Annotated in this window: 22 protein-coding genes; 11 read left to right on the forward strand and 11 right to left on the reverse strand. The window is 43.5% G+C overall.

The genetic code is table 11. The features are described from left to right. Positions 1-3: 3 nt before the first annotated feature. The 6 genes from panD to AB9P05_RS09945 all read left to right on the forward strand — a co-directional run bounded on the left by panD (position 4) and on the right by AB9P05_RS09945 (position 4,825). On the forward strand, positions 4-354 hold the full coding sequence (gene panD / locus AB9P05_RS09920) for an aspartate 1-decarboxylase (RefSeq protein WP_371908670.1): 351 nt from the start codon (positions 4-6) through the stop codon (positions 352-354). Further along, positions 344-1,420, forward strand: a complete 1,077-nt coding sequence (locus tag AB9P05_RS09925) for a lysylphosphatidylglycerol synthase transmembrane domain-containing protein (RefSeq protein ID WP_371908671.1) — start codon at positions 344-346, stop codon at positions 1,418-1,420. The genes panD and AB9P05_RS09925 overlap by 11 nt, the downstream gene beginning before the upstream one ends. Continuing rightward, positions 1,371-1,865, forward strand: coding sequence for a D-glycero-beta-D-manno-heptose 1-phosphate adenylyltransferase (gene rfaE2, locus AB9P05_RS09930; RefSeq protein ID WP_371911345.1), 495 nt, complete (start codon positions 1,371-1,373; stop codon positions 1,863-1,865). Before AB9P05_RS09925 ends, rfaE2 begins: the two co-directional genes overlap by 50 nt. A 2-nt stretch (positions 1,866-1,867) precedes the next feature. Continuing rightward, positions 1,868-2,560, forward strand: coding sequence for a zinc metallopeptidase (locus AB9P05_RS09935; protein WP_371908672.1), 693 nt, complete (start codon positions 1,868-1,870; stop codon positions 2,558-2,560). Between the two features lie 72 nt (positions 2,561-2,632). Next, positions 2,633-3,772 carry an acyl-CoA dehydrogenase gene (locus AB9P05_RS09940; protein WP_371908673.1) on the forward strand — a complete coding sequence of 380 codons (1,140 nt, stop codon included), beginning with the start codon at positions 2,633-2,635 and terminating at the stop codon, positions 3,770-3,772. 132 nt (positions 3,773-3,904) lie between these two features. Then, a complete protein-coding gene (locus AB9P05_RS09945; RefSeq protein ID WP_371908674.1) occupies positions 3,905-4,825 on the forward strand; it encodes a helix-turn-helix domain-containing protein in 921 nt (306 codons plus the stop codon). Here the strand turns inward: AB9P05_RS09945 and AB9P05_RS09950 are convergent. The 3 genes from AB9P05_RS09950 to AB9P05_RS09960 form a co-directional block, all read right to left on the reverse strand. Next, positions 4,811-5,578, reverse strand: coding sequence for a geranylgeranylglyceryl/heptaprenylglyceryl phosphate synthase (locus AB9P05_RS09950; RefSeq protein ID WP_371908675.1), 768 nt, complete (start codon positions 5,576-5,578; stop codon positions 4,811-4,813). The genes AB9P05_RS09945 and AB9P05_RS09950 overlap by 15 nt on opposite strands. Continuing rightward, positions 5,559-5,936 (reverse strand): hypothetical protein, encoded by a 378-nt coding sequence (locus AB9P05_RS09955; RefSeq protein WP_371908676.1) that lies wholly within the window; start codon positions 5,934-5,936, stop codon positions 5,559-5,561. Before AB9P05_RS09955 ends, AB9P05_RS09950 begins: the two co-directional genes overlap by 20 nt. Positions 5,937-6,015: 79 nt before the next feature. Next, positions 6,016-7,218, reverse strand: coding sequence for a Na/Pi symporter (locus AB9P05_RS09960; protein ID WP_371908677.1), 1,203 nt, complete (start codon positions 7,216-7,218; stop codon positions 6,016-6,018). A gap of 365 nt (positions 7,219-7,583) precedes the next feature. Between AB9P05_RS09960 and AB9P05_RS09965 the strand changes: the two genes are divergently transcribed. Continuing rightward, the gene (locus AB9P05_RS09965; protein WP_371908678.1) at positions 7,584-8,702 is read left to right on the forward strand and encodes a hypothetical protein; all 1,119 of its coding nucleotides are present in this window, start codon (positions 7,584-7,586) and stop codon (positions 8,700-8,702) included. An 83-nt stretch (positions 8,703-8,785) separates the two neighbouring features. Here the strand turns inward: AB9P05_RS09965 and AB9P05_RS09970 are convergent, their stop codons facing one another. The 8 genes from AB9P05_RS09970 to AB9P05_RS10005 form a co-directional block, all read right to left on the reverse strand. Further along, a complete protein-coding gene (locus AB9P05_RS09970; protein ID WP_371908679.1) occupies positions 8,786-9,982 on the reverse strand; it encodes a M20 family metallopeptidase in 1,197 nt (398 codons plus the stop codon). Further along, on the reverse strand, positions 9,982-10,503 hold the full coding sequence (locus tag AB9P05_RS09975; protein WP_371908680.1) for an SPOR domain-containing protein: 522 nt from the start codon (positions 10,501-10,503) through the stop codon (positions 9,982-9,984). The genes AB9P05_RS09970 and AB9P05_RS09975 overlap by 1 nt, the downstream gene beginning before the upstream one ends. Positions 10,504-10,508: 5 nt before the next feature. Then, positions 10,509-13,886 carry a preprotein translocase subunit SecA gene (gene secA / locus AB9P05_RS09980; RefSeq protein ID WP_371908681.1) on the reverse strand — a complete coding sequence of 1,126 codons (3,378 nt, stop codon included), beginning with the start codon at positions 13,884-13,886 and terminating at the stop codon, positions 10,509-10,511. A 73-nt stretch (positions 13,887-13,959) separates the two neighbouring features. Next, positions 13,960-14,796 carry a diaminopimelate epimerase gene (dapF, locus tag AB9P05_RS09985; protein ID WP_371908682.1) on the reverse strand — a complete coding sequence of 279 codons (837 nt, stop codon included), beginning with the start codon at positions 14,794-14,796 and terminating at the stop codon, positions 13,960-13,962. A gap of 41 nt (positions 14,797-14,837) precedes the next feature. After that, positions 14,838-15,197 (reverse strand): 50S ribosomal protein L19, encoded by a 360-nt coding sequence (rplS, locus tag AB9P05_RS09990; RefSeq protein WP_371908683.1) that lies wholly within the window; start codon positions 15,195-15,197, stop codon positions 14,838-14,840. Between the two features lie 87 nt (positions 15,198-15,284). Then, positions 15,285-15,977 carry a tRNA (guanosine(37)-N1)-methyltransferase TrmD gene (gene trmD, locus AB9P05_RS09995; RefSeq protein WP_371908684.1) on the reverse strand — a complete coding sequence of 231 codons (693 nt, stop codon included), beginning with the start codon at positions 15,975-15,977 and terminating at the stop codon, positions 15,285-15,287. 4 nt (positions 15,978-15,981) lie between these two features. Beyond that, a complete protein-coding gene (gene rimM / locus AB9P05_RS10000) occupies positions 15,982-16,506 on the reverse strand; it encodes a ribosome maturation factor RimM (protein ID WP_371908685.1) in 525 nt (174 codons plus the stop codon). A 9-nt stretch (positions 16,507-16,515) separates the two neighbouring features. Continuing rightward, the gene (locus tag AB9P05_RS10005; protein ID WP_371908686.1) at positions 16,516-17,076 is read right to left on the reverse strand and encodes a 30S ribosomal protein S16; all 561 of its coding nucleotides are present in this window, start codon (positions 17,074-17,076) and stop codon (positions 16,516-16,518) included. Between the two features lie 274 nt (positions 17,077-17,350). On the opposite strand from AB9P05_RS10005, the gene AB9P05_RS10010 reads away from it, so the two are divergent. From AB9P05_RS10010 to carB, 4 genes are all read left to right on the forward strand, one after another. Then, complete coding sequence (locus tag AB9P05_RS10010) at positions 17,351-20,074, forward strand: 2-oxoglutarate dehydrogenase E1 component (RefSeq protein WP_371908687.1); 2,724 nt, start codon at positions 17,351-17,353, stop codon at positions 20,072-20,074. Between the two features lie 62 nt (positions 20,075-20,136). Continuing rightward, positions 20,137-21,717 carry a 2-oxoglutarate dehydrogenase complex dihydrolipoyllysine-residue succinyltransferase gene (gene odhB / locus AB9P05_RS10015; protein WP_371908688.1) on the forward strand — a complete coding sequence of 527 codons (1,581 nt, stop codon included), beginning with the start codon at positions 20,137-20,139 and terminating at the stop codon, positions 21,715-21,717. A 112-nt stretch (positions 21,718-21,829) separates the two neighbouring features. Continuing rightward, positions 21,830-23,227, forward strand: coding sequence for a dihydrolipoyl dehydrogenase (lpdA, locus tag AB9P05_RS10020; protein ID WP_371908689.1), 1,398 nt, complete (start codon positions 21,830-21,832; stop codon positions 23,225-23,227). Between the two features lie 345 nt (positions 23,228-23,572). Next, the gene (gene carB, locus AB9P05_RS10025) at positions 23,573-26,386 is read left to right on the forward strand and encodes a carbamoyl-phosphate synthase large subunit (protein ID WP_371908690.1); all 2,814 of its coding nucleotides are present in this window, start codon (positions 23,573-23,575) and stop codon (positions 26,384-26,386) included. The last annotated feature ends 10 nt before the right edge of the window (positions 26,387-26,396 follow it).

The raw sequence follows: 26,396 nt of genomic DNA on the forward strand, positions 1-26,396 counted from the left end.
GCAATGTTTGTAGAAGTTTGTAAATCAAAAATACACAGAGCTCGTATCACCCAGGCAGAGCTGCATTATGTAGGATCCATCACTATCGATGAAGATCTGATGGATGGCGCTAACCTTATTGAAAACGAGAAAGTACAGATCGTCAATATCAATAATGGCGAACGGCTTGAAACCTATGTTATTAAAGGAGAAAGGGGAAGTGGCAAAATCTGCCTTAATGGTGCCGCGGCAAGGCTGGCACAGGTAGGGGATATTGTTATCATTATCTCCTACGCCATGATGGAATGGGAAAAGGCCAAGTCTCATCAGCCCACCCTGCTATTTCCAGATAAGGATAATAAGATTGTCAGTTAAGAGCCCATTACTTAGAAAGGCAGGACAAGTAGCCAAATACCTGATCTCTGCAGGTCTTGGAATAGGGCTGCTGTGGTATCTTTTTCAAAAAGTTGATACTGATGGTTTTATTGATCGGGTTGCAGACCTTAATTATTCCTGGATAGTATTAAGTATCGTACTTAGTTTGCTCAGCCACTGGGCCAGGGCCTATCGGTGGAATCTCATGCTCGAACCCCAGGGATTCAGGCTCAAATCATATCGTTCTTTTCTGGCTGTTATGTCCGGCTATTTGGGAAATCTGGCTGTACCACGGATGGGTGAACTATTCAGGTGCATGGTGCTTAAGCGGACAGACGATGTGCCAGTTACCAATAGCTTCGGCGCTGTCGTGGCAGAAAGAGTTCTCGATCTCCTTATTCTGATCGCGATTATTGGCTCAGTTCTCCTGTTAGAGCAGGATAAGATTCAGACCTTTATAACAGGGTATATTTCTGAGAATGTCAGCGGCGTAATCAGTTCCATACCTGGTTATCTTCCAGGGGTGGTAGCATTTTCTTCCGCCCTTTTGGTGTTAGCCTTTTTTTTATTCCGAAGGAAGATCAGAAAAACCAGCCTGTATATTAAGGTAAGAAGCCTTTTGTCCGGAGTGATAGAGGGCTTTGTCAGTATCCGAAAGGTAAAAAAGCCTCTCCACTTCTGGGGTAGTACTTTCATTATTTGGCTCATGTACTATCTCATGTCCTATGTAATTGTATTCACCATGCCCGAAACCAGTAGCCTGCCCGCCATTGCCGGGCTCAGCATACTAATGATGGGAGGGCTAGGTATGGCGGCCCCTGTACAAGGCGGCTTTGGGACTTACCACCTTATGGTTAGTGCAATACTGGTGATTTATGGCATAGGAAAGTCAGACGGTCTGTTTTTTGCTACCGTACTACATACTTCTCAAACGGTGGCTGTCATCCTTTTTGGAGGTATCTCTGCACTTACTGCCCTGTTTGTAAAAAGGCGATCAGCTCAAACCCCGCATAATGATGAAGACATACACCTCAGGGAAAATCTACAGCCTCAGCCAAGCAGCTAAACAGGTAAATAAATGGAAGGCATCCGGTGAAAAAGTGGTTTTTACCAATGGGTGTTTTGATATTATTCACCTTGGTCATGTGGAATACCTTGAAAAAGCTGCCCGCCAGGGGGACCGTCTCGTAGTTGGGGTTAATACAGACGCCTCCGTGAGCCGGCTTAAGGGCCCCTCACGCCCTATCACTGATGAGGTTAGCAGATCTCGCATTATCGCCTCTCTCGCTTTTGTGGATGCTGTGGTATTATTTTCCGATCCTACCCCTCTGGCACTCATAGAAGCCCTTATTCCTGATGTACTTATCAAAGGAAATGATTACTCAGTAGACAACATTGTAGGGGCAGATTTCGTAATGAAAATGGGTGGAAATGTCGCTACAATTAAACTCGTTAGCGGGTACTCCACTACCAACATCGTAAAAAAGATAAAAGAATCAGCACCTGATTAATCATGGGACTAATTGTTATAGGTATTATATTCTCAATCATAAGCTTTGCTGTAGGAGCCAAGCTTAGGAATAAGTTTAAAAAGTATTCACAAATTCCTCTCCGGTCGAATATGAGTGGCGCCGAGGCAGCCGCTCAGATGCTACGCGATAATGGGATATATGATGTAGAAATCATCTCCACACCCGGAGAGCTAACCGACCACTATAATCCGGGAAATAAAACGGTTAATCTCAGTGAAGCCGTTTACCATGGGCGTTCCGCTGCATCAGTAGCTGTTGCTACTCATGAGTGCGGGCATGCCGTGCAGCACGCTAAGGCATATGCCCCCCTTAAGTTGAGATCAGCCTTAGTACCGGTGCAAAGTGTGAGTGGCCGGATACTGAACTTTATAGTTATTGCTTCAATATTTGGCGGTGGGTTCTTTTTGAATGTCGGGTATCAACCGATCCTCTTGGTCGTTTTCGGCTGTTACTTGGTCATAACCCTCTTTTCATTAGTTACTCTTCCTGTAGAATTCGATGCCAGTAAGCGGGCACTTGCCTGGATTGACCGGCAAGGGGTGGTTTCAAGTCAGGAGCATAGTATGGCAAAAGATGCACTTAAATGGGCAGCCATGACGTATGTGGTAGCTGCTATAGGTGCATTTGCTCAGTTAGCCTATCTGGCCATGGCATTATTTGGTGGTAGGGATTAATTGAATTTTTTCTATATTTGCTCGCCGAAAAAAAGTTAATTCCGGTCTAATATATAATTATTTATACAAGCAATGATTTTCGAACTTACCGAAGAACATCTGGCGGTACAATCTGCCGCAAGGGAATTTGCTAAGAATGAGCTTCTTCCCGGCGTTATCGAAAGGGATGAAACACAAACTTTCCCTGCTGAGCAGATTAAAAAAATGGGTGAGCTGGGATTCATGGGAATGATGGTCGACCCTAAATACAACGGGGGTGGCATGGACACCATTTCCTATGTGCTGGCAATGGAGGAAATTTCTAAGGTAGATGCTTCTGCTTCTGTAGCAATGTCTGTAAATAACTCTTTGGTCTGCTGGGGCCTTGAGACATACGGTACAGAAGAGCAAAAAGAAAAATATCTGAAAAGACTGGCCACCGGTGAGATCATCGGCGCCTTCTGCCTTTCTGAACCCGAAGCTGGATCTGATGCTACCTCACAGCGGACTACTGCTGAAGATAAAGGTGATCACTATCTGCTTAATGGCACTAAGAACTGGATCACAAATGGAAACAGTGCGAGCGTATATCTTGTGATAGCTCACACCCATCCTGAAAAAGGACATAAAGGCATCAATGCCCTTATTGTTGAAAAAGGAATGGAAGGTTTTACTGTAGGTAAAAAAGAGAATAAGTTAGGTATTAGAGGCTCTGATACACATTCCCTTATGTTTACTGACGTAAAAGTTCCCAAAGAGAATCGTATCGGTGATGATGGCTTTGGTTTTACCTTCGCTATGAAGACACTTAACGGTGGTCGCATTGGTATTGCTTCTCAGGCCCTTGGTATTGCCAGCGGTGCTTACGAGCTTGCCTTGGAATATTCCAAAGAACGTAAAGCCTTTGGAAAGCCTATATCCAATCATCAGGGTATCCAGTTTAAACTCGCTGACATGGCTACCCAAATTGATGCTGCCCGTCTTTTATGTCTGAAAGCTGCTGCTCTCAAGGATGCCAAAAAAGACTATGCTAAGGCAAGTGCTATGGCTAAGCTTTTTGCTTCTAAGGTAGCAATGGATGTTACTGTGGAGGCTGTTCAGGTCCATGGCGGTTATGGCTTTGTGAAAGAATACCATGTAGAAAGACTTATGCGTGATGCCAAGATTACTCAGATTTACGAAGGTACTTCCGAAATTCAGAAAATTGTAATTAGCCGGGAACTGTTAAAATAAAAACCGCGTTAATAGAACTATTCGCAATTTTGTGAAGATAAAGTATAATTTCGTTTTGAATTTTTCGTATATTAATAATACAGCGATCCGGTAAGGGTCAGCACTTTTTAAGCGAGTTAATTTTGATGATTAATGGAAGATTACAATAAGATTATTGAGTCTATCGGGGTCAGGTTCATCAAGGCCAAGAATGTCCGGATTATACAGCCACATACCATCGAAAATTTCTACGACGTTGAGAATACCATCCTCATGCTAAACAAAGGAGAGCTGAGGTTTGGTAAAGAAAGCGAAGTAGTAAAGGAAGGCGAGATGTTGTTTATTCCCGGAGGTAAGTCCACCCCAATTACATACGGAAGTAACAACGCCGTCGTGCTGAGTAATGATGACTTTATCAATAATAAAGAAAATTATATTCAGCAGGTAGAAGAGGTTAACCCCGACTCCGAGTATGAAAGTTATAGTTATATCACTTTTGAAGCTAAGGTTTTCGATTCAGTAAACTTTTTTGCTTCTCTCGATATACCCCCTTTCATTATCAATGATAATTCTAAGATCAGCCAGCTATTGATTGATGTTTTAAAAGAAACCAATAGTGACCTGGCCGGCAAAGATCGGATTGTTAAGATCTGTGTGGATTATCTGGTAGTGGAGGTTATCAGGCATATATTGGTTAATAAGATGTTTGTAGAACAACTCGCTACCAATAGTACCTACTTTAAAGACCCCCGCCTTATTAATATCTTTGCTTATATCAAAGAGAATTTGGGTGGAGACCTCTCTAACAAAGTGCTGGCTAATGTGGCTAATGTATCTGAAGACTATGTGGGGCAGTATTTTAAAATGCTGACCGGAATTAATCCTCAGGATTACATTGAATATCAGCGAATGGAAAAAGCCGTAAACCTCTTGCGTACCTCTAAGAAGAGTATTCGCGAAATAGGTAAAGAAGTGGGCTATAAAGATACAGCATATTTCTGCCGTCGTTTCAAAATGATGTTTGGTATTCCTGCCGGCAAGATGCGCCGCAGAGAGTCCTTAATGAACGTTTAGTGTGCGATTGTGTGCATAAACAATATCACAAACCTCGGTCAGAAGTCCGGGGTTTTTTTCTACCCCGTTTCCAAGTACTAATAAATCAGCTCCTGCCTCAAGAGCATCCTTCGCTTTGTGCCCGTTATTTATTCCTCCTCCTACTATAAGGGGAGTATCTATAGATTTACCGACGGCGGATATCATCCGGGGGCTTACCGGGCGGTCAGCACCTGAGCCTGCATCTAGGTACATCAGCTTAAGCCCCAGCATTTCACCCGCCATAGCAGTACAGGCTGCCACAGACACCTTGTCATGAGGAATAGGCTGCGTATTACTCATATAGCTGACAGTGGTATGATTACCCGCATCTATAAGGATATAACCCGTACTCACCACCTCCAGCTTACTTTTTCTTAATATCGGAGCGGCCAATACATGCTGGCCTATAAGCAATTCAGGATTACGGCCAGATATGAGGCTTAAAAATAGTATTGCATCTGCCGACGGGTCCAGGTGCATATTACTACCAGGAAATAGTATTACCGGTAATTCTGAACTTTGCTTTAACAACTGAACCACCTGACTGAAATTACTGTCGGTGATCAAACTGCCACCCACGAAAAAGTAATCGACACGACTTTCCAATGCATGGTTTATTAGCCGTTGTAGCTGCACCATATCGTGGATCTTGTCCGGGTCAATTAGCAGTGCGACAGATTTTTTACCGGCCCTCTTATTAGCCCGTAGGCTTTCATAAAAATTCCCCTTCATCAAGGATTTCCAGTTTTTGGAGCAATTTTACAATTTCTTTTCTAAAAATAGCAATCAAAATAATTGCCGCCTGCTGTTTCAGAGCACGTGATAATTGCTTGTCTTTTTTAGGTTTTCCAAACAGGTTGAATGATTTTTTTCGCTTCTTTTTACTTTTGAAGTACCGAATAATAATCAGGGCCGTAGCTATTGTTCCCCCCGCTGCCAGTATAAGATTCATTAATTGACGTGAATCAAGTTCGGCATTTTCGTTTAAGCTTCTTATCTGCCTCCCTAGTTCTTCAACTTCCTGCATCAGATCCTGGGGTGAACGGCTGGTCTCCTGGCTTTCGGATGGGGCGGGTGAATTCTGGCTCATATTAAAAAATGATTAGTTACCTACAAGGTAGCTTTCCTGTAGCAAAAAGTAAACTTAAAACCCAGGCCAGCTTTTGTGATTAACTTTTGGCAGGCTCAATCTGTTGGCCGGGTTCTTCCAAAAGAACCTCTGTGGTGGGTAGATCAGAAGCTATTTCCATATCCTTATTAAGGTATATCAGAGCAAACGGCAGTAAAAAAAATATGATTATGATGTACATAAAACCGATAATCCGGTGGTTCATCGTAATACGGCCTAATGCGCTGGCTAGGCCCACAGGTATCCTGCGTAATACAGGAAAAGGCAGGAAAATAAGGACGCCAATTAGGTTGAAGAGTAAATGAACCAATGCAATGCTAACGGCCGCATCACTTTTAAAAAGAGCAGCTAGCAACGCCGTAATAGTAGTGCCAATGTTGGCTCCTAAAATAAATGAATAAGCTTTCCGTAGAGGGATTTTACCCGTAGCTACCAGGGGTACCATCAAGGATGTCGTAATGCTGCTGCTTTGCACGCCACCCGTAATCGCGGTTCCCCACCAAAAAGCCCTTGCCGGGCTCTGAAAAAAGTACTTGTTTAACCTGTCCCTGGAACCCCCGATTACTATTTTGCTGATGAGAGAGCTAAGAAGCTTGATACTACCAAATAGAAAAAGGAATGCGATAACAACTACCACTCCAGGTATTTGCACTAACTCCAGTATCCAGGCAGCAATAGCCTCAAGCTTGAAGAATGATAAGGAAAAAGCCTCTCCTTGATCAATATCTAACGTGATGAGAGAGGTAATATAGCGGCTAAGCCCGGACAGGAAATTATATTCATACTCAAGGGGGAACAGTATGGCAGTCGTAAAAATATTGAAAAAGTCATGTACAGTACCGGCACTTATAGCCTTACGGAACTCGTTTTTTTTAGTAATGAAACCCAGTGAGACCAAAGAACTCGTAAGGGTGGTGCCAATATTGGCCCCCATGATTATAGGGATAGCCTGAGAGAGCCCTAGTCCCCCGGATGCTACTACAGCCACGACCATAGATGTAGTGGTGGAACTGCTTTGTATGATCGCAGTAATCAACAAGCCGATAAAAAGCCCGATGAAAGGATTGGAGGTTGCAGCAATGATAGATTGCGCTGTTTCCCGACCTAAATGCCCAAAGGCCGTGGATATCAGTTCAATGGATAGGAGAAATAAAAATAGTGCGACTACAACCACGAGAATACGACCAAGCAGGCTGCCACCTCTCTGCTCCTCGTTATATTGTTCCCCGTTGTTAATAACCATGAGTTGATGCTAGAACCTGGATGTATTGTTTGCACTAAGTGAAAGAACCCTGGGGTTGCAAAAATAGCCTCAGCCAGGGTGCCGTGACAAGAGCGCAAATTTATTAAATGAACGAATCAGTAACTGGCAATGCGTGTAAAGCAATTGTTAATCTTTTAGATGGAGCCTAAAAGCGAAATTCTTTGAGATAGAAAGGTTAATTATTTGCCAACACAATCCAGTTTTAAGGCATTGTTACATTCTTTTTCATCAGTTAACAAATTATTAACATTGTATAAACTAAAGTATGCCTAGCTTTGCATTCTGACGATTTTGTCGATATGCGTCAAAACCGGCGAGCTACTAAAAAAACCATAGCTTAGGTAATGGCAGGAAAGGGTACAGCATCATTACATAGGAAGAAGGTTCGAAAAGTTGTTTATCAGTTTTTCGATCTTACTAAAAAGGAAAGCGTATTTATTACGATCATAGCATTTTTGCTATTTGTAGCAGGCTCGGTTACACCTTATCCGAATATTGCTATGTGGTTTGGTTTCGCTTTGGCAGGCTATTCCGCTATTGCTAATGATAGTATTCAGACGATAGGGACCTTTATTGCTTCTAATAGCGAAAGAAGATGGTACCACCTATGGCTGTATATAGGTGGTATTTTTGTGGTGACTGTTACTTATTCATGGTTTACATTCGATGGAGATGTAAGCTACCAGCGCCTTGCTACCAAAGGCTTTAGTGAAGCACCTGATACTTTTACCTTTCTTCAGCTTGCTGCCCCCCTTATACTATTGATCCTCACCAGGATGAGGATGCCTGTCTCTACGACCTTTCTTTTACTAAATGCCTTTTCTTCTGAAGCAGACGCCATATTTAAGGTCCTGAAGAAGAGTATGCTCGGCTATGTAGTGGCCTTTGTCGTAGCTATCATTGTCTGGCTTCTGGTAGCCCGTTTTGTTGACAAATACATGAAAGGTAAGCCTGCCAAATGGTGGATGCCTGTGCAGTGGCTTACCTCAGGCGCCTTATGGGCTGCATGGATCATGCAGGATGCAGCTAATATTGCCATATTTTTGCCTCGTAGTCTTTCCGGCTGGCAGTTTATTGGTTTTGCCGGGTATATTTTTCTTGGCCTGGGACTCCTCTTTTACCTTCGGGGAGATCGTATACAGGGAATTGTTCAGGAAAAATCAGGCGTCACGGATATACGAGCAGCTACGATTGTCGATTTTGTCTATGCTATTCTCTTGTATTACTTCAAAGGCTATAGTCAGATACCAATGAGCACTACCTGGGTTTTCATTGGTCTGTTAGGCGGACGTGAGCTTGCCATAGCTTTCGTAAAGAGAACATCTAAACACAGTGCCCGTGTTAGTGTCAATAAGGCTTTAAAAATGCTTGGAAGAGATGCTTTATACGCCGCTATCGGTCTTATTATCTCTATACTACTTGCGATAGCCATTAACCAGGAGTTGAGGGAAGGAATATTTTAAGAGACTGTTGTGAAGTGAACATCAAAAAAGCCCGGTCTTACCAAAGTAAGCCAGGCTTTTATCTTATCAATATTATATTCTTATTATTCGCTGATGCCTAGCTCTTTCAAGGCTAGCCAGGCCATTAGACCACAGCCAGTTTCCAGAGCCCTCTCATCAATGTCAAACGTAGGGGTATGCACTCCGCTGGTTATTCCTTTTTCCTCATTCCTAATTCCCAAACGGTAAAAACATGCATCTACCTGTTGGCTATAAAAAGCAAAATCCTCACCGGCCATCCATATATCCAGATCCACGACGTTTTCAGCTCCCATATACTGTATGGCATTTTCTTTTGCCCGGTCAGTAAGCTCAGGGTTATTTTCCAGGTAGGGGTAGCCTTTCTTGATTTCAAAATCGACTGTTCCTCCCATACTTTCTACAAGTCCTTCAGCAAGCTTTTTTATCCGCCTGTGAGCCTCTTCACGCCATTCCTCATTTAGTGTTCTAAATGTCCCCTGTAAATGGACCTCATTAGGTATCACATTAGTTGCACCGTTCGCAATAATTTTTCCAAATGACAGGACAGTCGGTATCTTAGGAGGCGCAAAACGGCTCACCACCTGTTGAAGAGCTACAATCATATGGCTTGTGATCAAGACGGGGTCAATGTTCATTTCAGGCATGGCTGCATGACCACCTTTTCCTTTCACGGTAACATGGAGCTCGTCTGCGCTGGCCATATACATACCCGGCCGGAATCCTACTTTACCTACAGGTACTAATGGCATGACATGTTGACCAATAATTCCGGAAGGGGCGGGGTTTTGAAGTACCCCTTCTTTTATCATGAGAGAGGCCCCGCCTGGTATTCTCTCTTCTCCTGGCTGAAAAATAAGCTTTATAGTTCCCTCAAAGCTATCTCTTACTTCCTGTAGTATATTGGCTGCTCCAAGTAGCGAAGCGGTATGAACATCGTGTCCACAAGCATGCATCACGCCTTCATTCCTGCTTTTATAAGGAACATCATTTTCCTCAACTATGGGCAGAGCATCCATATCAGCTCTGAGTGCAACTGTTTTTGAAGAAGGGTTCCGGCCTTCTATAAGCGCTACAACCCCGGTATCCGCTACTCCTTCTCTTGGGTTTAGCCCGATTTCACGGAGCTTGCCGGCTACGTATTTGCTGGTTTCGTATTCCTTGAAAGACAACTCCGGATTAGCGTGAATATGCCTGCGCATCTCCACCACCTTTGGGCTTATATCTGCGGCCAGTGACCGCACTCTGTCCTTAATTGACATTATTTCAAGTAAATTTTTTCAGGAATAATAAGGGCTTGTGGAAATTCTTCCCGCAGTTGCGCATACATTTTTTGAGCCTCCAGGCGATCCAAAAACTGTCCTACCTTAACTTTAAAATTAGGCTGGATGTACTGAAGTTCAGGGTTTACGTTTTCCAGAGTGTGGTAAACCTTCTCCTTAGCTTCATTCGCCTCACTACGGCTAGGGCCCGCATATACCTGTACTGTGAAGCCCTGGACTGCTGGGTTCTTTCCTCTACGCTCTTTAAGTGTATCATAAACTACCTCGAGACGTTTATTTACATCTCCGCTAACACCAACTGTTACCTCCATCTCATTGATCTCTTCTTCTGGCTCCGAAAGGTCAGCTTTTTTAGCAGCTTCAAACTCCTTCCGGACCTGAGACAAATCCTCCTGGTAACGATCGCGTGCTGTTTTATCACCGGTTTCAAGTGTTTTACATGCAGGTCCGGCAAAAAGGGTCGCCAACAGGCCGACAGAAAGTAACAATCTGGTTTTCATATCCATTAACTTTCGATAATTACGCAGCGGTTATTCCTAAGGTCTTCTTCTACATTTTTAAACTTCACGTCCTTCACCACGCGCCCATCTGTGTATTGAACACTAACCCGCTCATTGCGACCCACTATCTTTTCAGATTTAACAGGGGCTGTTTTCTCACGGGGAGGGCGGTTTGGTGTATCGCTGCTAGATGCTTGTCCGCCACCGCTAAGTACAGAGCCGCTTTCAGCCTTTTGCTCCTGTAGCTTTTGCCGTTGACGCTGTCTTGCTCTGGCTTCCTGAACTTCATCAGAACTTCGAACGGGGATATTAGATTTAGCCAGGAAGCTCACTACGTCCTCATTCAGTTTTGCTATAAAGGCCTTGAAAAGCTCAAACCCTTCGAACTTGTAAATAAGTAGCGGGTCTTTTTGCTCCCAAACGGCGGACTGAACGGACTGTTTTAGGTCGTCCATATCACGCAAGTGCTCCTTCCATGTCTGGTCAATGAGTGCTAAAGTGATGATCTTCTCCATCGATTCAATCAATTCACTACAATCTGACTCCAGGTTCTTTTTAAGACTGGATACCACCTGGATTTGGCGCTTGCCATCAGTTAACGGAACTACGATGTCTTCTACGGTTGCACCCCGTTCTTTTTCAATATTTTGGAAAATAGGGTAGGCCGTATCAGCAATACGCTTATTCTTCTCTCGATAATGCTTGTATACTTCGCTGTACACTTGCTCTACTAATTGAGCCGGATGTCCCTTAGTGAAGGAATCATGGTCCATATTAATGTCCATGCCAAATGTACCTACCATATTGAGCTTAAAGCCATCGTAATCTTCTGCTCCTCTGGTATTGGTAATAACCTCTTCTACTGTATCGTACATCATATTCATGATGTCAAGCTGAAGGCGGTTACCGTGCAGCGCGTGACGTCTTCTCTTATAAATTACCTCGCGCTGACTGTTCATTACGTCGTCATATTCCAGCAGTCGCTTACGGGTACCAAAGTTATTTTCCTCTACCTTTTTCTGTGCCCTTTCTATCGACTTAGTAATCATACTATGCTGAATTACTTCCCCTTCTTCAAGTCCGAGCCGATCCATGATCTTTGCGATCCTGTCACTTCCGAAGAGGCGCATTAGGTTATCCTCCAATGAAACGAAAAACTGGGAAGACCCGGGATCACCCTGACGTCCTGCACGGCCCCGCAGCTGGCGGTCTACACGGCGACTTTCATGCCGTTCTGTACCAATAATAGCTAGACCACCGGCTTGTTTCGATTCCGCTGTAAGTTTAATGTCTGTACCACGACCTGCCATGTTAGTAGCAATAGTCACTGTACCAGGCTTACCAGCTTCAGCTACTACGTCAGCCTCTCGAGCGTGTTGCTTGGCATTTAGTACCTGGTGCTTAATCTTTCGCAGATTCAGCATCCGGCTTAACAATTCTGATATCTCCACCGAAGTAGTACCTACCAGTACAGGACGTCCCTGTTCCGTAAGCTCCACAACCTCTTCTACTACCGCATTGAATTTTTCCCGTACAGAACGATAAACTTTGTCCTGACGGTCATCTCTTACGATAGGGCGGTTGGTAGGAATCACCACCACGTCAAGCTTGTATATTTCCCAGAACTCACCGGCTTCTGTTTCTGCTGTACCAGTCATACCACTAAGCTTGTGATACATCCTGAAGTAGTTCTGCAGAGTGATGGTTGCGTAAGTCTGAGTAGCATCCTCTACCTTAACGTTCTCCTTAGCTTCAATTGCCTGGTGAAGTCCATCAGAATAGCGACGGCCTTCCATGACACGGCCCGTCTGCTCATCTACAATTTTTACCTTACCATCTACAAGAATGTATTCAGTGTCCTTTTCAAAGAGTGAATATGCCTTAAGTAATTGGTTTACCGTATGAATCCGCTTTGCTTTGGTTGAGTAGTCCTGCAGAATACTATCCTTCTCCTGGATTTTAGCTTGTTCGTTTTCCCAATCCGTTTTGTCCTCCAGCTTAGCAATCTCAGTTCCTATATCAGGAAGAATAAAGAAATTAGGGTCCTCGCCCTCACCAGTAATTAAGTCAATTCCTTTTTCGGTAAGCTCGACACTGTTATTCTTTTCCTCTATAGTAAAGTACAAAGGTTCGTCAGCCTCTGGCATTAGTTTACCATTATCAGCCAGGTAGTAGTTCTCTGTCTTTTGAAGAACCTGGCGAATCCCTCCTTCACTGAGGTATTTTATCAATGGCTTGTATTTAGGAAAAGCGCGGTAGGCTCTGAATAGCGCAAGGCCGCCATCCTTTTCGTTACCTTCAGAAATTAGCTTTTTAGCCTCCTGCAAATACTGACTGGCAAGTTTCCGTTGCACATCTACCAGTTTGCCAATCCGTGGCTTAAGCTCATAAAATTCGTGTTCATCTCCGCGGGGTACCGGGCCTGAGATGATAAGAGGAGTTCTGGCATCGTCAATCAGTACACTATCTACCTCATCGACCATAGCAAAATGATGGCGGCGCTGTACCAGATCATTGCTGTCGCGGGCCATATTGTCACGGAGATAATCGAAGCCATATTCGTTATTCGTACCATAGGTAATGTCAGCTCCGTAAGCACTCCGTCGTTCTTCTGAGTTAGGCTGATGTTTATCAATACAGTCCACCTTCATGCCATGGAACTGGAATATAGGGGCCATCCACTCACTATCACGCTTGGCAAGGTATTCGTTTACCGTTACAATGTGTACGCCTCGTCCGGCAAGGGCATTTAGGAACGCTGGTAAAGTAGCAACAAGTGTTTTACCTTCACCTGTAGCCATCTCGGAGATTTTCCCCTGATGAAGTACAATCCCGCCGATGATCTGCACGTCGTAATGCAGCATATCCCAAACAATTTCATTGCCTGCGGCTACCCACTTATTATGCCAGATAGCAGTGTCCCCTTCTAGTTCCACATTCTGGTAAGTAGCCGCCAGTTGCTTATCATACATGTTGGCTGTAACGCGCAGGGTCTTATTTTCCTTGAAGCGACGGGCTGTCTCTTTTACTATAGCAAAACCCTTTGGAAGCACCTGAAGAAGTATATCTTCAAGATCTTTGTTACGCTCCTCTTCAAGTTTGTCGATTTCAGCAAAAATTTCCTCTTTGTGATGGATGTCCATATTTGGATCATCCTTTATTTTTCGGTTAAGCCCTTCTATCTTCTCATCAATAGTGCTTAGCCCATTATTTATTTCTTCCCTAATGTTTTCCGTTCGTGCCCTCAGCTCGTCATCAGAGATGTCCTTTAATTTAGCAAACTCGGTATTCGTTAGCTCTACATAGGGCAATACAGCCTTAATGTCTTTATCCGATTTGGTACCGAATAACTTAGTCAGGCCTTTCGTTAGAAAATTTATCATTGTTGCTTATATCAAAAATCAGGTTCTAAAGTTAATGTCTTTTCGGCAAGGAGGCTAGCCATAATTACCTTCCCTACAAAATTTCAGGGTTGATTATACCCTCAAATACAAATTTGGCCGGACCAATAAGGTAAACATTATCAAACTGACCATTTTTTTCCTCAAATGATACCTGTAGTTGCCCCCCTCGGGTTTTGATTTTTATAGGTGAGGGATAGGCTTTTTCCGATGACAGAGCCAGGGCAACGGCTGTTACTCCCGTGCCACAGCTGTACGTTTCATCCTCTACGCCGCGTTCATAGGTGCGTACGCTGAATTCCCCTCCGCTGTCCTCTACGAAGTTTACATTAGTGCCTTCCTGCAAATAGGGTACGCCATACCTGATCTTTCTACCCAAAGTTACTACGTCATACTCCTGAAGGTTCTTTACAAACCGAATATGATGTGGACTTCCGGTGTCAACAAACCTGTCAGTATCTCTCGTTATTACCGGGCCGGGTTTTCCCATTAACAAGTGTACTAGCCCATCCTTGATAAATGCAGAGTGCCTTCCATCTATTGCTATGAAAACGGTGGTATTTTCAATTATTTTTAATTGCCGGGCAAACATGACAGCACATCGTGCACCATTGCCGCACATACTCATAGACCCATCTGCATTGAAATATACCATTTCAAAATCTGCTTCCGGATGATTCTCAATCATAATCAATCCATCTGCTCCGATACCGAATCGTCTGTCGCACAATTGCCTTATTAAAGAAAGGTTGTCACGACTGATAGCCTGGCTTCTGTTGTCGATCATGACAAAATCATTTCCAGTGCCTTGGTATTTATAAAATGTAATATGAGTCATGAGTTTGATAATGAGTGGATTATCAATTAGGGTAATAACAAAAAAAGCCAACATTTATGTTGGCTTTCAAATTTCTTTTTACGGAAAGATCATGATTAACGGCGCAGCTTTTCTTTGATTCTGGCAGCTTTACCCTGACGGCCACGTAGATAAAACAGGCGAGCGCGACGAACTTTACCTCTTCTTATAACCTCGATCTTTTCGATACTTGGAGAAAGAATGGGGAAAATACGCTCTACTCCAACACCGTTCGATATCTTACGAACAGTGAATGTTTCACCGTTTGAATTTTTGTTACGACGCTGGATAACAGTACCCTGGTACTGCTGAATACGCTCTTTGTTACCTTCTTTGATCTTTACGTGAACGTTGATCGTATCTCCGGCATTAAAATCAGGGTGGTTATTTCTAGCCTCCTGATACTCTTGCTCAACTATTTTCAGTAAATCGCTCATGATTTCTGGATTTTTCTCAGTGCCCAAAAACGGAACTGCAAAGATACTCCATTTATTTGGAATGTAAAGCTTTGTCTGAATATTTCTTTATGAATTAAGGCTGTCATTATTAAATAGGTCTGGTCGGCGTTGCTTTGTCCTCTCTACCGCCTTTTCAAACCTCCAGGCTTCTATTTTAGCCTCATGCCCCGATAAGAGAATTTTAGGAACTGTATGCCCCCGGAAGTCTGCCGGTCTTGTATACACAGGCGGAGCCACAAGGCCATCCTGAAAACTATCAGTAAGTGCAGAAGTCTCGTCGCTTATGACCCCGGGTAGAAGCCGAATGACAGCATCTGCTACAACTGCCGCTGCTAATTCTCCGCCGGATAGCACAAAGTCACCAATACTTATTTCCCGGGTGATAAAGTGCTCTCTGATGCGTTCGTCAATTCCTTTGTAATGACCACAGAGCAGGATAAGGTTTTTTTTCAGGGCCAATTGATTAGCGACTCTTTGAATAAATGGCTCTCCATCCGGACTCATATATATAATGTCATCATAAGTCCGCTCTTCCTGAAGCTTTTCAATGCATTTTACTACAGGCTCTGCCATAAGTACCATCCCTGCTCCTCCACCATATGCATAATCGTCTACCTGCTTATGCTTGTTGGTGGCATACTCTCTAAGGTTAATTACATTTACTTCAACAAGGCCCTTATCTATCGCCCGTTTTAGTATAGAGTGGCTAAATGGTCCTGACAGTAATTCTGGTACAACAGTTATTATGTCTATCCGCATCGTGTTAGAGATAAATATCTAATAACCCTTCCGGCAAATCCACATGAATAATACTACTCTCCCTGTCCGGCCGGATAACAATATGGTCAGTTACGGGGATGAGTACCTGTTTCTCTTTATAATCCATCTCCATGAGGTGTTGTGGCCCCAGAGTGATGAAACTTTTGACCGTACCCATAGGACCCAATGTTTTGTCCACTACAGTGTATCCGATCACCTCATGATAATAAAATTGGTTATCCGAAAGTTCGGGAAGTACCTCCAGGGGTAAATAAAGTTGGCTTCCGACCATTTTTTCTGCCTCCGGCACCGTCTCAATGTCTTCAAACTTGATGACAGCTTTTTGGCCCCGGATCTCAATGGTATCAATGAAAAAAGGAATCAGTGTATCGCCCTCTTTGAGAACAAACACTGATTCCAATTCTTCATAAGCTTCCGGATCATCTACATCCAGGAAAGCCTGAACTTCTCCCTTTGTACCATGCTTTCGGATCACATACCCTAGTTGGTAGCAATCATCTTTCTGCATGGCAGAGGATTATTCTTTTGTTTCTTCAGCAGTTTCTCCACCTTCTGCGGCAGTGCTTTCTTCACCGGCAGCCTCTTCACCTTCCTCAGCAGGTGCATCAGCAGCTTCTGCTTCAGCTTGCTTCTGACGGAGTGCTTCAGCTCTGGCTTCTTTCACTTTTGCCTCAGCTTCACGGCGTTCAGCAGCAGCTTTCGATTTTTCACTTGCCAGACGGTCAATTTTACCCTGGATTTTTTCTTCCTTGGATTTAGACCATTCTTCAAAGCGTTTATCTGCTTCTTCCTGCGTTATAGCACCTTTTAAAACACCATGCTGTAGGTGCTTGCGGTACATTACACCACGATAAGATAACATGGCCCTAACTGTATCACTTGGTTGGGCACCTTTCATTACCCATTCAAATGCTTTTTCCGTATCAATATCTACGGTTGCAGGGTCGGTGTTCGGATTGTAAAGGCCTATTTTTTCAATAAACCTTCCATCACGGGGAGACCTCGAGTCGGCCACAACTACATCGTAGATAGGCTTCGCTTTGCGTCCTCGACGCGCTAGTCTGATTCTAACAGCCATTTTATTAACGTGTTTACGTTGATCGCGGAACCCGTCCGCATTTTAAATTAAAGCGCAAAGATATGAATTTTTTTTATTGATGCCACATGTGTCCTTAGTTTACTCGCAAACTGGTATGGAGATACAACATTAATAGGCGCGGCTAGTTTAGCTTTGCGGATAAGAGGTTGTCAAACAGTAAATTAATGTCTTAAACCGTATAACCGTTTTAACGGTTTTTTCATCCAAATTCGATTTCTTATCTTTGTTAAATAAATCTTTCTGCAAAGCCCGTATGGATAAATACTCCTATATAGCAAACGCCCATGTTTCATATATAGATGAACTATATAAAAGCTACAAGTCCGATCCCACCTCTGTAGATAAAACCTGGCAGATCTTTTTTGAAGGCTTTGAATTCAATAAAACAGACTTTGATGCCAATGGTGAGTCGGTAAGTATTGATTCTTCAGACCCCGATGAAATCGCCGTGCGTGACCTGATTCACGCTTATCGCACGCGGGGACATTTAAGGTCTAATACCAACCCTGTTAGAAAGCGTCGTGATCATAAAGCCATCCTTGATCCTGAGGATTTCGGCCTGGAGAATTGTGACCCTGGAAAGGAATTCGAAGCGGGAAAATTAATCGGAATCGGAAAAGCCAGTCTGGAAAAGATTATTGGTGCCTTAAAGTATATTTATGAAGGCACCGTAGGCTTTGAGTACATGTATATCCGGGAGCCTGAAATCTTACAATGGTTTAAGGATAAAAGCGAACATGAAGCACTTCATTTCAACCCTTCTTCAGATGAGAAAAAGCGCATCTTAAGAAAGTTGAATGAGGCTGTCGTCTTTGAGAACTTTCTACATACAAAATACCTCGGACAGAAGCGGTTTTCTCTGGAAGGGGGCGAAACCACAATCGCTGCTCTTGACGCAGCAATTAATAAAGGGGGAGACTCTGGTATTAAAGAAGTCGTTATAGGCATGGCTCACCGTGGCCGTCTTAACGTACTGGCGAATATCATGGGCAAGACCTATGAGCAGATATTTAACGAATTTGAAGGTAAGGCCGATCCTGATCTAACCATGGGAGACGGTGACGTTAAGTACCATATGGGTTTCAGCTCTGAAGTTGAAACAACTTCAGGTAAAAAGGTGAATCTTAAATTGGCACCCAACCCCAGCCACCTGGAGGCTGTAAACCCTGTGGTTGAAGGCTTTTGCCGGGCAAAGATAGATATTGAGTACGATGATGATGAGGATTCTGTACTCCCTATCCTTATTCATGGTGATGCAGCTATTGCCGGACAAGGTATCGTGTATGAAGTGACGCAAATGTCAAAGCTTAAAGGCTATTACACTGGTGGTACTATTCATTTCGTCATCAATAATCAGGTTGGTTTTACTACTGATTATGATGATGCCCGTTCCAGTATTTATTGTACAGATGTAGCCAAAATTATTGATGCACCTGTTTTACACGTGAATGGAGATGATCCTGAGGCGGTGGTATTTTGTATGAACCTCGCAATAGAGTTCCGGCAGAAATTTAACCGCGACATCTTTATTGATATGGTTTGCTATCGCAGACATGGTCATAATGAAAGCGATGAGCCAAAATTCACTCAGCCTAAGCTATATGGACTTATAGCCAAGCATCCTAATCCTCGAGAGGTATATAATAAAAAGCTTATACAGCGTGGTGACGTGGATGCTGAGCTGGCTGAGCAAATGGATAATGAGTTCCGCCAGTTGCTTCAGGACCGGTTAAACATGGTAAAACAGAAGCCTCTACCATACCAGTATCAGCAAATGGAAAAGGAGTGGAAAGAACTTAGGAGATCTACTCCTGAAGATTTCGCTTCATCTCCTGAGACAGGTATTTCAGAAGATGCTTATGCTAAGATAGCGAAGGCGCTTACCTCTTTGCCTGAAGGGTTCAAGCCTATCCGCCAGATAGAAAAACAGTTTAAGCAACGTAAAGAGATGTTCTTCGAAAACGAGGAGCTTAACTGGGCCGCTGCCGAGCTTATGGCCTATGGTTCTCTTATGCTTGAAAATAAGCTGGTTAGGTTATCAGGTCAGGATTCGGAAAGAGGTACATTTTCCCACCGCCATGCTGTATTGCATGATGCTAAGACCGGTGAGGCATATAATAGCCTGAATCACCTTGAAGGTACCGAAAGAAAGTTCAGAGTATTTAATTCACTGCTTTCTGAATATGGAGCCATGGGCTTTGAATTTGGATATGCTATGGCCAATCCTAATGCTCTGGTTATCTGGGAGGCTCAGTTCGGAGATTTTGCCAACGGGGCACAGGTAATGATAGATCAGTTTGTAACCTGCTCAGAAACCAAATGGCAGCGAATGAACGGTCTTGTTTTATTACTTCCTCATGGCTACGAAGGCCAGGGCCCCGAGCATAGTAATGCCCGTCCCGAAAGGTTTTTGCAATTAGCAGCCGAATACAATATTATAGTGGCTAACGTAACTGAGCCTTCAAATTTCTTCCACCTTTTAAGGAGGCAGCTTGCGTGGCCGTTTCGTAAACCACTGGTGGTAATGTCTCCAAAATCGTTGCTCAGGCACCCTAAAGTGGTTTCTAAAAAGTCTGAATTACTTAGTGGGCATTTCAGAGAAATATTGGATGACCACTATGCAGAACCTAAGTCTGTAAAGCGCGTAGTACTGTGTAGTGGAAAAATCTACTACGATCTGCAGGAAAAGCAACAAAAGCAGAAACGTAAGGATGTTGCACTTGTTAGAGTGGAGCAAGTTCATCCATTTCCTAAAGACCAGATAAATGAACTTCTATTAAATAAATACAAAGGTGCTGAGGTGGTATGGGTTCAGGAAGAGCCTGAAAACATGGGTTCCTGGTCATTTGTATTGAGGGTTTATCGGGATGTCAAAATGGATGTTATCAGTCGAAAAGCCAGTGCATCACCCGCTACAGGTTATGGTAAAATGCACGCAAAAGAGCAGTTAGAGATAATTGAAAAGGCTTTTGCATAAATTCGACATAAAATATTATTGTTTTTCATAAAAAATTATTCGACCTTTAGATCTGAAATAATATGAGCATAGCAGTAAAGGTTCCCGCAGTAGGGGAATCTATTAACGAAGTTACCATTGCTCAATGGCTCAAAAGTGACGGAGACTATGTTGAGATGGATGAAGTCATTTGTGAGCTCGAGTCGGATAAGGCGACTTTTGAATTAAATGCTGAAGCCTCCGGAGTACTGAAGATCAAAGCAAAAGAGGGTGAGACGCTAGAAGTCGGAGCACTCATTTGCCAGATTGATGAAAACGGTGACGCTGCTGATAGCGAGGGTGAAGAAAAGCCTGAAGCTAAAAAAAGCGGGCAGGATGATAAAACACAGCCTGAGGATAACGGGAAACAAGATGGCGGAGCCAGTAAAACTGGTGAAGTTATTGAAATGTCCGTACCTGCTGTGGGTGAGTCAATTACAGAAGTCACTATCTCTTCTTGGTTAAAAAAAGATGGAGATTTTGTTGACTTAGATGAAGTAATTGCAGAAATTGAATCTGATAAGGCTACATTTGAGCTTACAGCCGAGGCGAGCGGGTTTCTTTCCATTTTAGCTGAAGAGGGAAAAACCCTTGAAATCGGTTCTCCGGTGTGTAAAATTGAGGTAGCTGAAGAAAGCTCAAAGAAAGACTCAGGTGGAGTGTCTGAAAAAGATCAGTCTGCCAGCGGGAGCAAGAGTGATAATTCCACTTATGCTACAGGTCACGCTTCACCTGCTGCCGCTAAAATCCTGAAAGAAAAAGGGATTTCACCTGATGAGGTGAAAGGTTCCGGAGTAGACGGGAGAATCACGAAAGAAGATGCAATGTCCGCTCAAAAGAGTGATAAGAAAGCATCTGATTCAAAACCAGCCAAGACAGAGACTAATACCAGTGAGGGTTCAGCCCCTGAGCAATCAGCTTCTGATCGATCTCAACGACGTGAGAAAATGTCAAATCTCCGGAAAACGATCGCAAGAAGGTTAGTATCTGTCAAAAACGAGACAGCGATGCTGACGACCTTCAATGAGGTCAACATGCAGCCTGTCATGGAATTGAGAAAAAAGTATAAAGATACTTTTAAAGATAAATACGAGGTCGGGTTGGGCTTTATGTCCTTCTTTACTAAAGCAGTTTGCATGGCGCTGCATGAGTTTCCGGCCGTAAATGCCATGATCGATCAAGATGAGATTGTGTTCAATGATTACTGTGATGTTTCTATTGCAGTGTCTACCGATCGCGGGCTGGTAGTTCCCGTCATCCGAAATGCTGAGAAGCTCGGTTTCCATCAAATTGAAAAGGAAATTGTGCGATTAGCGACTAAGGCAAAGAATAACCGCCTTAGTATTGATGAGATGAGCGGAGGTACATTTACCATCACTAACGGGGGAATATTCGGCTCCATGCTGTCTACACCCATCATAAATGCCCCGCAGTCTGCGATATTAGGGATGCATAATATAGTTGAGCGTCCTGTGGTAGAAAACGGAGAAGTAGTCGTAAGGCCTATTATGTATTTGGCCCTTTCATACGACCACAGAATCATTGACGGAAAGGAATCCGTTAGCTTCCTTGTCAGGGTTAAGAGCTTGCTCGAAGACCCTGCAAGGTTGCTTCTGGGTGTTTAGTTTTTTCTTTTTCATAGGTTAAGGCGGGGGTGGTTCCCCGCCTTTATTTTTCGCTTCTCCGCTTTCTTCAAGCATTTAATTAAATTCTGTCTTTTACTTAAATCCTTCTTCCATGAAATACGACGTCGTAGTTATCGGATCCGGTCCGGGTGGCTATGTCGCAGCCATACGCTGTGCCCAGCTGGGATTAAAAACAGCCATTGTCGAGAAATATCCTGTTCTTGGTGGTACTTGTCTGAACGTAGGATGTATTCCTTCAAAGGCATTATTAGACTCTTCCGAGCATTTCCATAATGCCCAAAACCACTTCAAGGAACATGGCATTAACCTTTCGAAACTTTCTGTCGATATCAAGCAAATGATTGAGAGAAAGCGCGGTGTTGTAAAGCAAACAGTGGACGGTGTGCAGTATCTTATGAAAAAGAATAAGATTGATGTACATACCGGATTGGGATCGTTTAAGGATAAGCATACTCTGGTCATCAAAGGTGGAAAAGAGGAGAAGACTATTGAGTCGGATAAATTTATTATTGCTACTGGCTCAAAGCCATCTGATTTGCCTTTTGCAAAGCCTGACAAGGAAAGAATTATTACTAGCACTGAGGCCTTGGAGCTTGTAGAGGTTCCTAAGCATCTAATCATTATAGGTGCCGGGTATATTGGTATGGAGTTAGGTTCTGTATATGGTCGCTTAGGCAGTAAGGTCACCGTTGTGGAGTTTATGGATCGAATAACTCCCGGAATGGATAAAACAATGAGTAAAGAGCTCCAAAAGGTGCTTAAGAAGCTCGGTTTTGACTTTAATTTGAAACACAAGGTAACAGGGGTTGAGCGTAAAGGCGATGAAGTCGTAGTTACTGCTGAGGATGATAAGGGAGAGAAGAAAGAATTTAAAGGTAATTATTGCCTCCTATCCATAGGACGTAAGCCATACACGGAAGGGCTTAATCTTGAGGCTGCCGGACTGTCTACTGATGAGCGCGGTAAAATTGAGGTGGATGATAACCTGAAAACCAAAGTTGACAACATATATGCTATTGGTGATGTTGTTCGCGGCGCAATGCTGGCGCATAAGGCAGAAGAGGAAGGTATCTTTGTTGCAGAAACCATGGCTGGTCAGAAGCCGCACATCAACTACAAACTAATACCCGGAGTAATTTATACATGGCCAGAAGTAGCTAGCGTAGGCTATACAGAAGAAGAGCTTAAGGAAGACGGGAGAAAATACAAGTCAGGATCTTTTCCATTCAAGGCCTCTGGTCGTGCCAGGGCAAGTATGGATACGGACGGACTTGTAAAAGTTCTTGCAGACAAGGAAACTGATGAGATACTTGGTGTTCATATCATAGGACCCCGTGCAGCGGATATGATTGCTGAGGCAGTAGTAGCTATGGAGTTCAGGGCTTCTGCTGAAGATGTTGCGAGAATGTCTCATGCTCACCCTACGTTTACAGAGTCAATAAAAGAAGCCTGCCTGGCTGCAACAGAAAACAGGGCGCTCCACATATAAGAAATTATAACCCCTTATAAACAGGACAGGCCAACCCTTGGGTTGGCCTGTCTCATTTGCTTAAAACCAAAAATTTGGACTTAAGTCTTGACAGCACACTGATATAAGTCTGATTTTACCTTTATTGTTTGTCCTATTGTGGATAAAATTCAACTCAATTCAGGTAGCAAGCTTATACTCAATTGATTGATAGTCAGTGCTTAGTAATAGCATTTGCCTGCGTTTTTTATCCTTCGGTTTCCAGGTTTTATTTATCCTCTCTTTGGCAAACTTTGGTTATTCCTGTCTTTAGGTCTAAATTTGTGCAATTTATCAATAGCAGCCATTTCCAATCCAAAACCTGCAATGCCTAAAGACAACAGTATCAAATCCATCCTGATTATCGGTAGCGGTCCCATTATCATAGGTCAGGCCTGTGAGTTTGACTATTCAGGCTCTCAAGCCGCTCGTTCTCTTCGTGAAGAAGGGATTGAAGTGATTCTGATAAATAGTAATCCAGCCACCATCATGACTGATAAGGTGACTGCTGACCACGTTTATCTGCAGCCTCTTGAGAAGAAGAGTATTATTGACATACTCAAAAAGCATAAAGTTGATGCCGTCCTGCCTACCATGGGAGGACAGACCGCTCTTAATCTGGCGATAGATTGTGACCGTGCAGGCATCTGGGAGAAGTTTGGAGTCAGGATCATAGGCGTGGATATCGATGCTATCGAAACCACGGAAAACAGGGAGAAATTCCGCCTCAAAATGCATGAGCTCGGGGTAAGTGTTTGCCAGGGTTCTACAGCTACATCCTTTTTGCAGGGTAAAGAAATAGCACAGGAAATTGGTTTCCCTCTCGTAATCAGGCCAAGTTATACGCTTGGGGGATATGGTGGAGGATTTGTAGAAAAGGCTGAAGACTTCGATAAAGCTCTGACCAGCGGTCTGCATGCTTCACCAATTCATGAAGTGCTTGTAGAACAAAGTATTCTTGGGTGGAAGGAGTATGAGCTGGAATTGCTCAGAGATAATAATGGGAATGTGATCATTATTTGCTCTATCGAAAACTTTGATCCGATGGGCGTTCATACGGGTGACTCAATCACAGTAGCCCCTGCTATGACTCTACCTGATACCGTGTATCAGGGTATGCGTGACCTGGCTATAAAAATGATGAATGGTATCGGGCAATTTGCAGGTGGCTGTAATGTTCAGTTTTCAGTAAACCCTGAAAATGATGATATCATTGCTATTGAGATTAACCCCCGGGTGTCACGCTCATCAGCCCTGGCGAGTAAAGCAACAGGATACCCTATTGCAAAGATTGCAGCCAAACTGGCGATCGGGTATAACTTGGACGAACTTAAAAACCAGATTACCAAGACTACATCTGCTTATTTTGAGCCAGCACTTGACTATGTAATTGTAAAAATACCTCGCTGGAACTTCGATAAGTTCAAAGGAAGTGACAGGAAGCTAGGCCTGCAGATGAAATCTGTGGGAGAGGTAATGGGTATAGGACGAAACTTCCAGGAGGCATTACAGAAGGCTTGTCAATCACTGGAGATTAAGCGAAACGGTCTCGGTGCAGATGGGAAAGAGCTTAAAGATCAGGACAAAATACTGGAAAGCCTTGAGCATCCAAGCTGGAACCGGTTGTTCCATATATATGATGCTTTTAAACTAGGCATTCCTTTCAATAAAATTAAAAAGCTTTCCAAAATAGATAAGTGGTTCCTCAATCAGATTGAGGAGTTAGTGAAGTTGGAAAAAGATATTGAGCAGTACAACCTGGATTCAATACCCCGGGAATTACTCATGGAGGCTAAGGAGAAAGGCTACGCTGACCGTCAAATTGCACATCTACTCAGATGCCTGGAGAGTGATGTATATAAGAAACGTACTGATTTAGGGGTCAAGCGGGTATATAAAATGGTGGATACCTGTGCCGCGGAGTTCGAAGCAAGCACCCCCTATTATTACAGTACCTTTGAGCATGAAAATGAATCAGAGGTAACAGATAAGAAGAAGGTAGTTATCCTTGGGTCAGGGCCAAACCGCATTGGGCAGGGGATAGAATTTGATTACAGTTGCGTACACGGTGTTTTGGCTGCAAAAGAGTGCGGTTATGAGACCATAATGATAAACTGTAACCCCGAAACTGTTTCCACTGACTTTGATATAGCGGATAAGCTATACTTCGAACCAGTCTTCTGGGAACACATTTATGATATTATTCAGCATGAAAAACCCGACGGGGTTATCGTTCAGTTGGGAGGTCAGACAGCCTTGAAGTTAGCGGAGAAACTGGATCGATATGGTATAAAGATATTTGGTACCAGCTTTGAAGCACTTGACCTGGCAGAAGACAGGGGAAGCTTCAGTACATTACTTGCAGAAAATGACATCCCTTATCCTAAGTTCGGAGTGGCTCAGGATGCAGGTCATGCGCTCAAACTTTCCGATGATTTGGGATTTCCACTGCTGGTTCGCCCGTCCTATGTGCTTGGTGGGCAGAGCATGAAAATTGTGATAAATAAGGATGAACTGGAGCATCATATAGTAGATATCCTCAGGGAAATCCCGGGCAATAAGGTGCTGCTGGATCATTTTCTCGATGGAGCTATAGAGGCTGAGGCTGACGCCATTTGTGACGGGGAGAACGTTCACATTATTGGTATTATGCAGCATATAGAGCCGGCTGGTATTCACTCCGGGGATAGCTATGCGGTGTTGCCCCCCTATAATTTGGGTGATTTTGTGATGGCTCAGATCGAAACATATACCAAAAAGATTGCCCTGGCACTTAACACCGTTGGCCTTATCAATATTCAGTTTGCTATTAAAAACGACACCGTTTATATAATTGAAGCCAACCCACGGGCCAGTCGGACCGTACCATTTATATGTAAGGCTTACGATGAGCCTTATGTTAATTATGCGACCAAGGTAATGTTAGGGGAAAAGAAGGTGAGTGACTTTACCTTTAATCCGACCAAAAAAGGGTATGCGATAAAGGTACCGGTATTTAGTTTCAACAAGTTCCCTAACGTAAATAAGGAGCTTGGGCCGGAAATGAAATCCACTGGAGAGGCGATTTATTTTATTGATGATTTGCTGGACGACTATTTCCTGAAAATATATAGTGAACGAAACCTATATCTGAGCCGATAGGTTATTATGT

The sequence above is a fragment of the Roseivirga sp. BDSF3-8 genome, assembly GCF_041449215.1.
In the GTDB taxonomy this organism is placed as follows: domain Bacteria; phylum Bacteroidota; class Bacteroidia; order Cytophagales; family Cyclobacteriaceae; genus JBGNFV01.

Coding starts and splice junctions, on each gene's coding strand:
- panD (WP_371908670.1), top strand. CDS start 4: ATGTTTGTAGAAGTTTGTAAATCAAAAATACACAGAGCTCGTATCACC.
- AB9P05_RS09960 (WP_371908677.1), bottom strand. CDS start 7,218: ATGGTTATTAACAACGGGGAACAATATAACGAGGAGCAGAGAGGTGGC.
- lpdA (WP_371908689.1), top strand. CDS start 21,830: ATGAAATACGACGTCGTAGTTATCGGATCCGGTCCGGGTGGCTATGTC.
- AB9P05_RS10005 (WP_371908686.1), bottom strand. CDS start 17,076: ATGGCTGTTAGAATCAGACTAGCGCGTCGAGGACGCAAAGCGAAGCCT.
- trmD (WP_371908684.1), bottom strand. CDS start 15,977: ATGCGGATAGACATAATAACTGTTGTACCAGAATTACTGTCAGGACCA.
- AB9P05_RS09975 (WP_371908680.1), bottom strand. CDS start 10,503: ATGAAAACCAGATTGTTACTTTCTGTCGGCCTGTTGGCGACCCTTTTT.
- rplS (WP_371908683.1), bottom strand. CDS start 15,197: ATGAGCGATTTACTGAAAATAGTTGAGCAAGAGTATCAGGAGGCTAGA.
- dapF (WP_371908682.1), bottom strand. CDS start 14,796: ATGTTGGCTTTTTTTGTTATTACCCTAATTGATAATCCACTCATTATC.
- AB9P05_RS09945 (WP_371908674.1), top strand. CDS start 3,905: ATGGAAGATTACAATAAGATTATTGAGTCTATCGGGGTCAGGTTCATC.
- secA (WP_371908681.1), bottom strand. CDS start 13,886: ATGATAAATTTTCTAACGAAAGGCCTGACTAAGTTATTCGGTACCAAA.
- AB9P05_RS09950 (WP_371908675.1), bottom strand. CDS start 5,578: ATGAAGGGGAATTTTTATGAAAGCCTACGGGCTAATAAGAGGGCCGGT.
- odhB (WP_371908688.1), top strand. CDS start 20,137: ATGAGCATAGCAGTAAAGGTTCCCGCAGTAGGGGAATCTATTAACGAA.
- AB9P05_RS09965 (WP_371908678.1), top strand. CDS start 7,584: ATGGCAGGAAAGGGTACAGCATCATTACATAGGAAGAAGGTTCGAAAA.
- rimM (WP_371908685.1), bottom strand. CDS start 16,506: ATGCAGAAAGATGATTGCTACCAACTAGGGTATGTGATCCGAAAGCAT.
- AB9P05_RS09955 (WP_371908676.1), bottom strand. CDS start 5,936: ATGAGCCAGAATTCACCCGCCCCATCCGAAAGCCAGGAGACCAGCCGT.
- AB9P05_RS09940 (WP_371908673.1), top strand. CDS start 2,633: ATGATTTTCGAACTTACCGAAGAACATCTGGCGGTACAATCTGCCGCA.
- carB (WP_371908690.1), top strand. CDS start 23,573: ATGCCTAAAGACAACAGTATCAAATCCATCCTGATTATCGGTAGCGGT.
- AB9P05_RS09935 (WP_371908672.1), top strand. CDS start 1,868: ATGGGACTAATTGTTATAGGTATTATATTCTCAATCATAAGCTTTGCT.
- AB9P05_RS10010 (WP_371908687.1), top strand. CDS start 17,351: ATGGATAAATACTCCTATATAGCAAACGCCCATGTTTCATATATAGAT.
- AB9P05_RS09970 (WP_371908679.1), bottom strand. CDS start 9,982: ATGTCAATTAAGGACAGAGTGCGGTCACTGGCCGCAGATATAAGCCCA.
- rfaE2 (WP_371911345.1), top strand. CDS start 1,371: ATGAAGACATACACCTCAGGGAAAATCTACAGCCTCAGCCAAGCAGCT.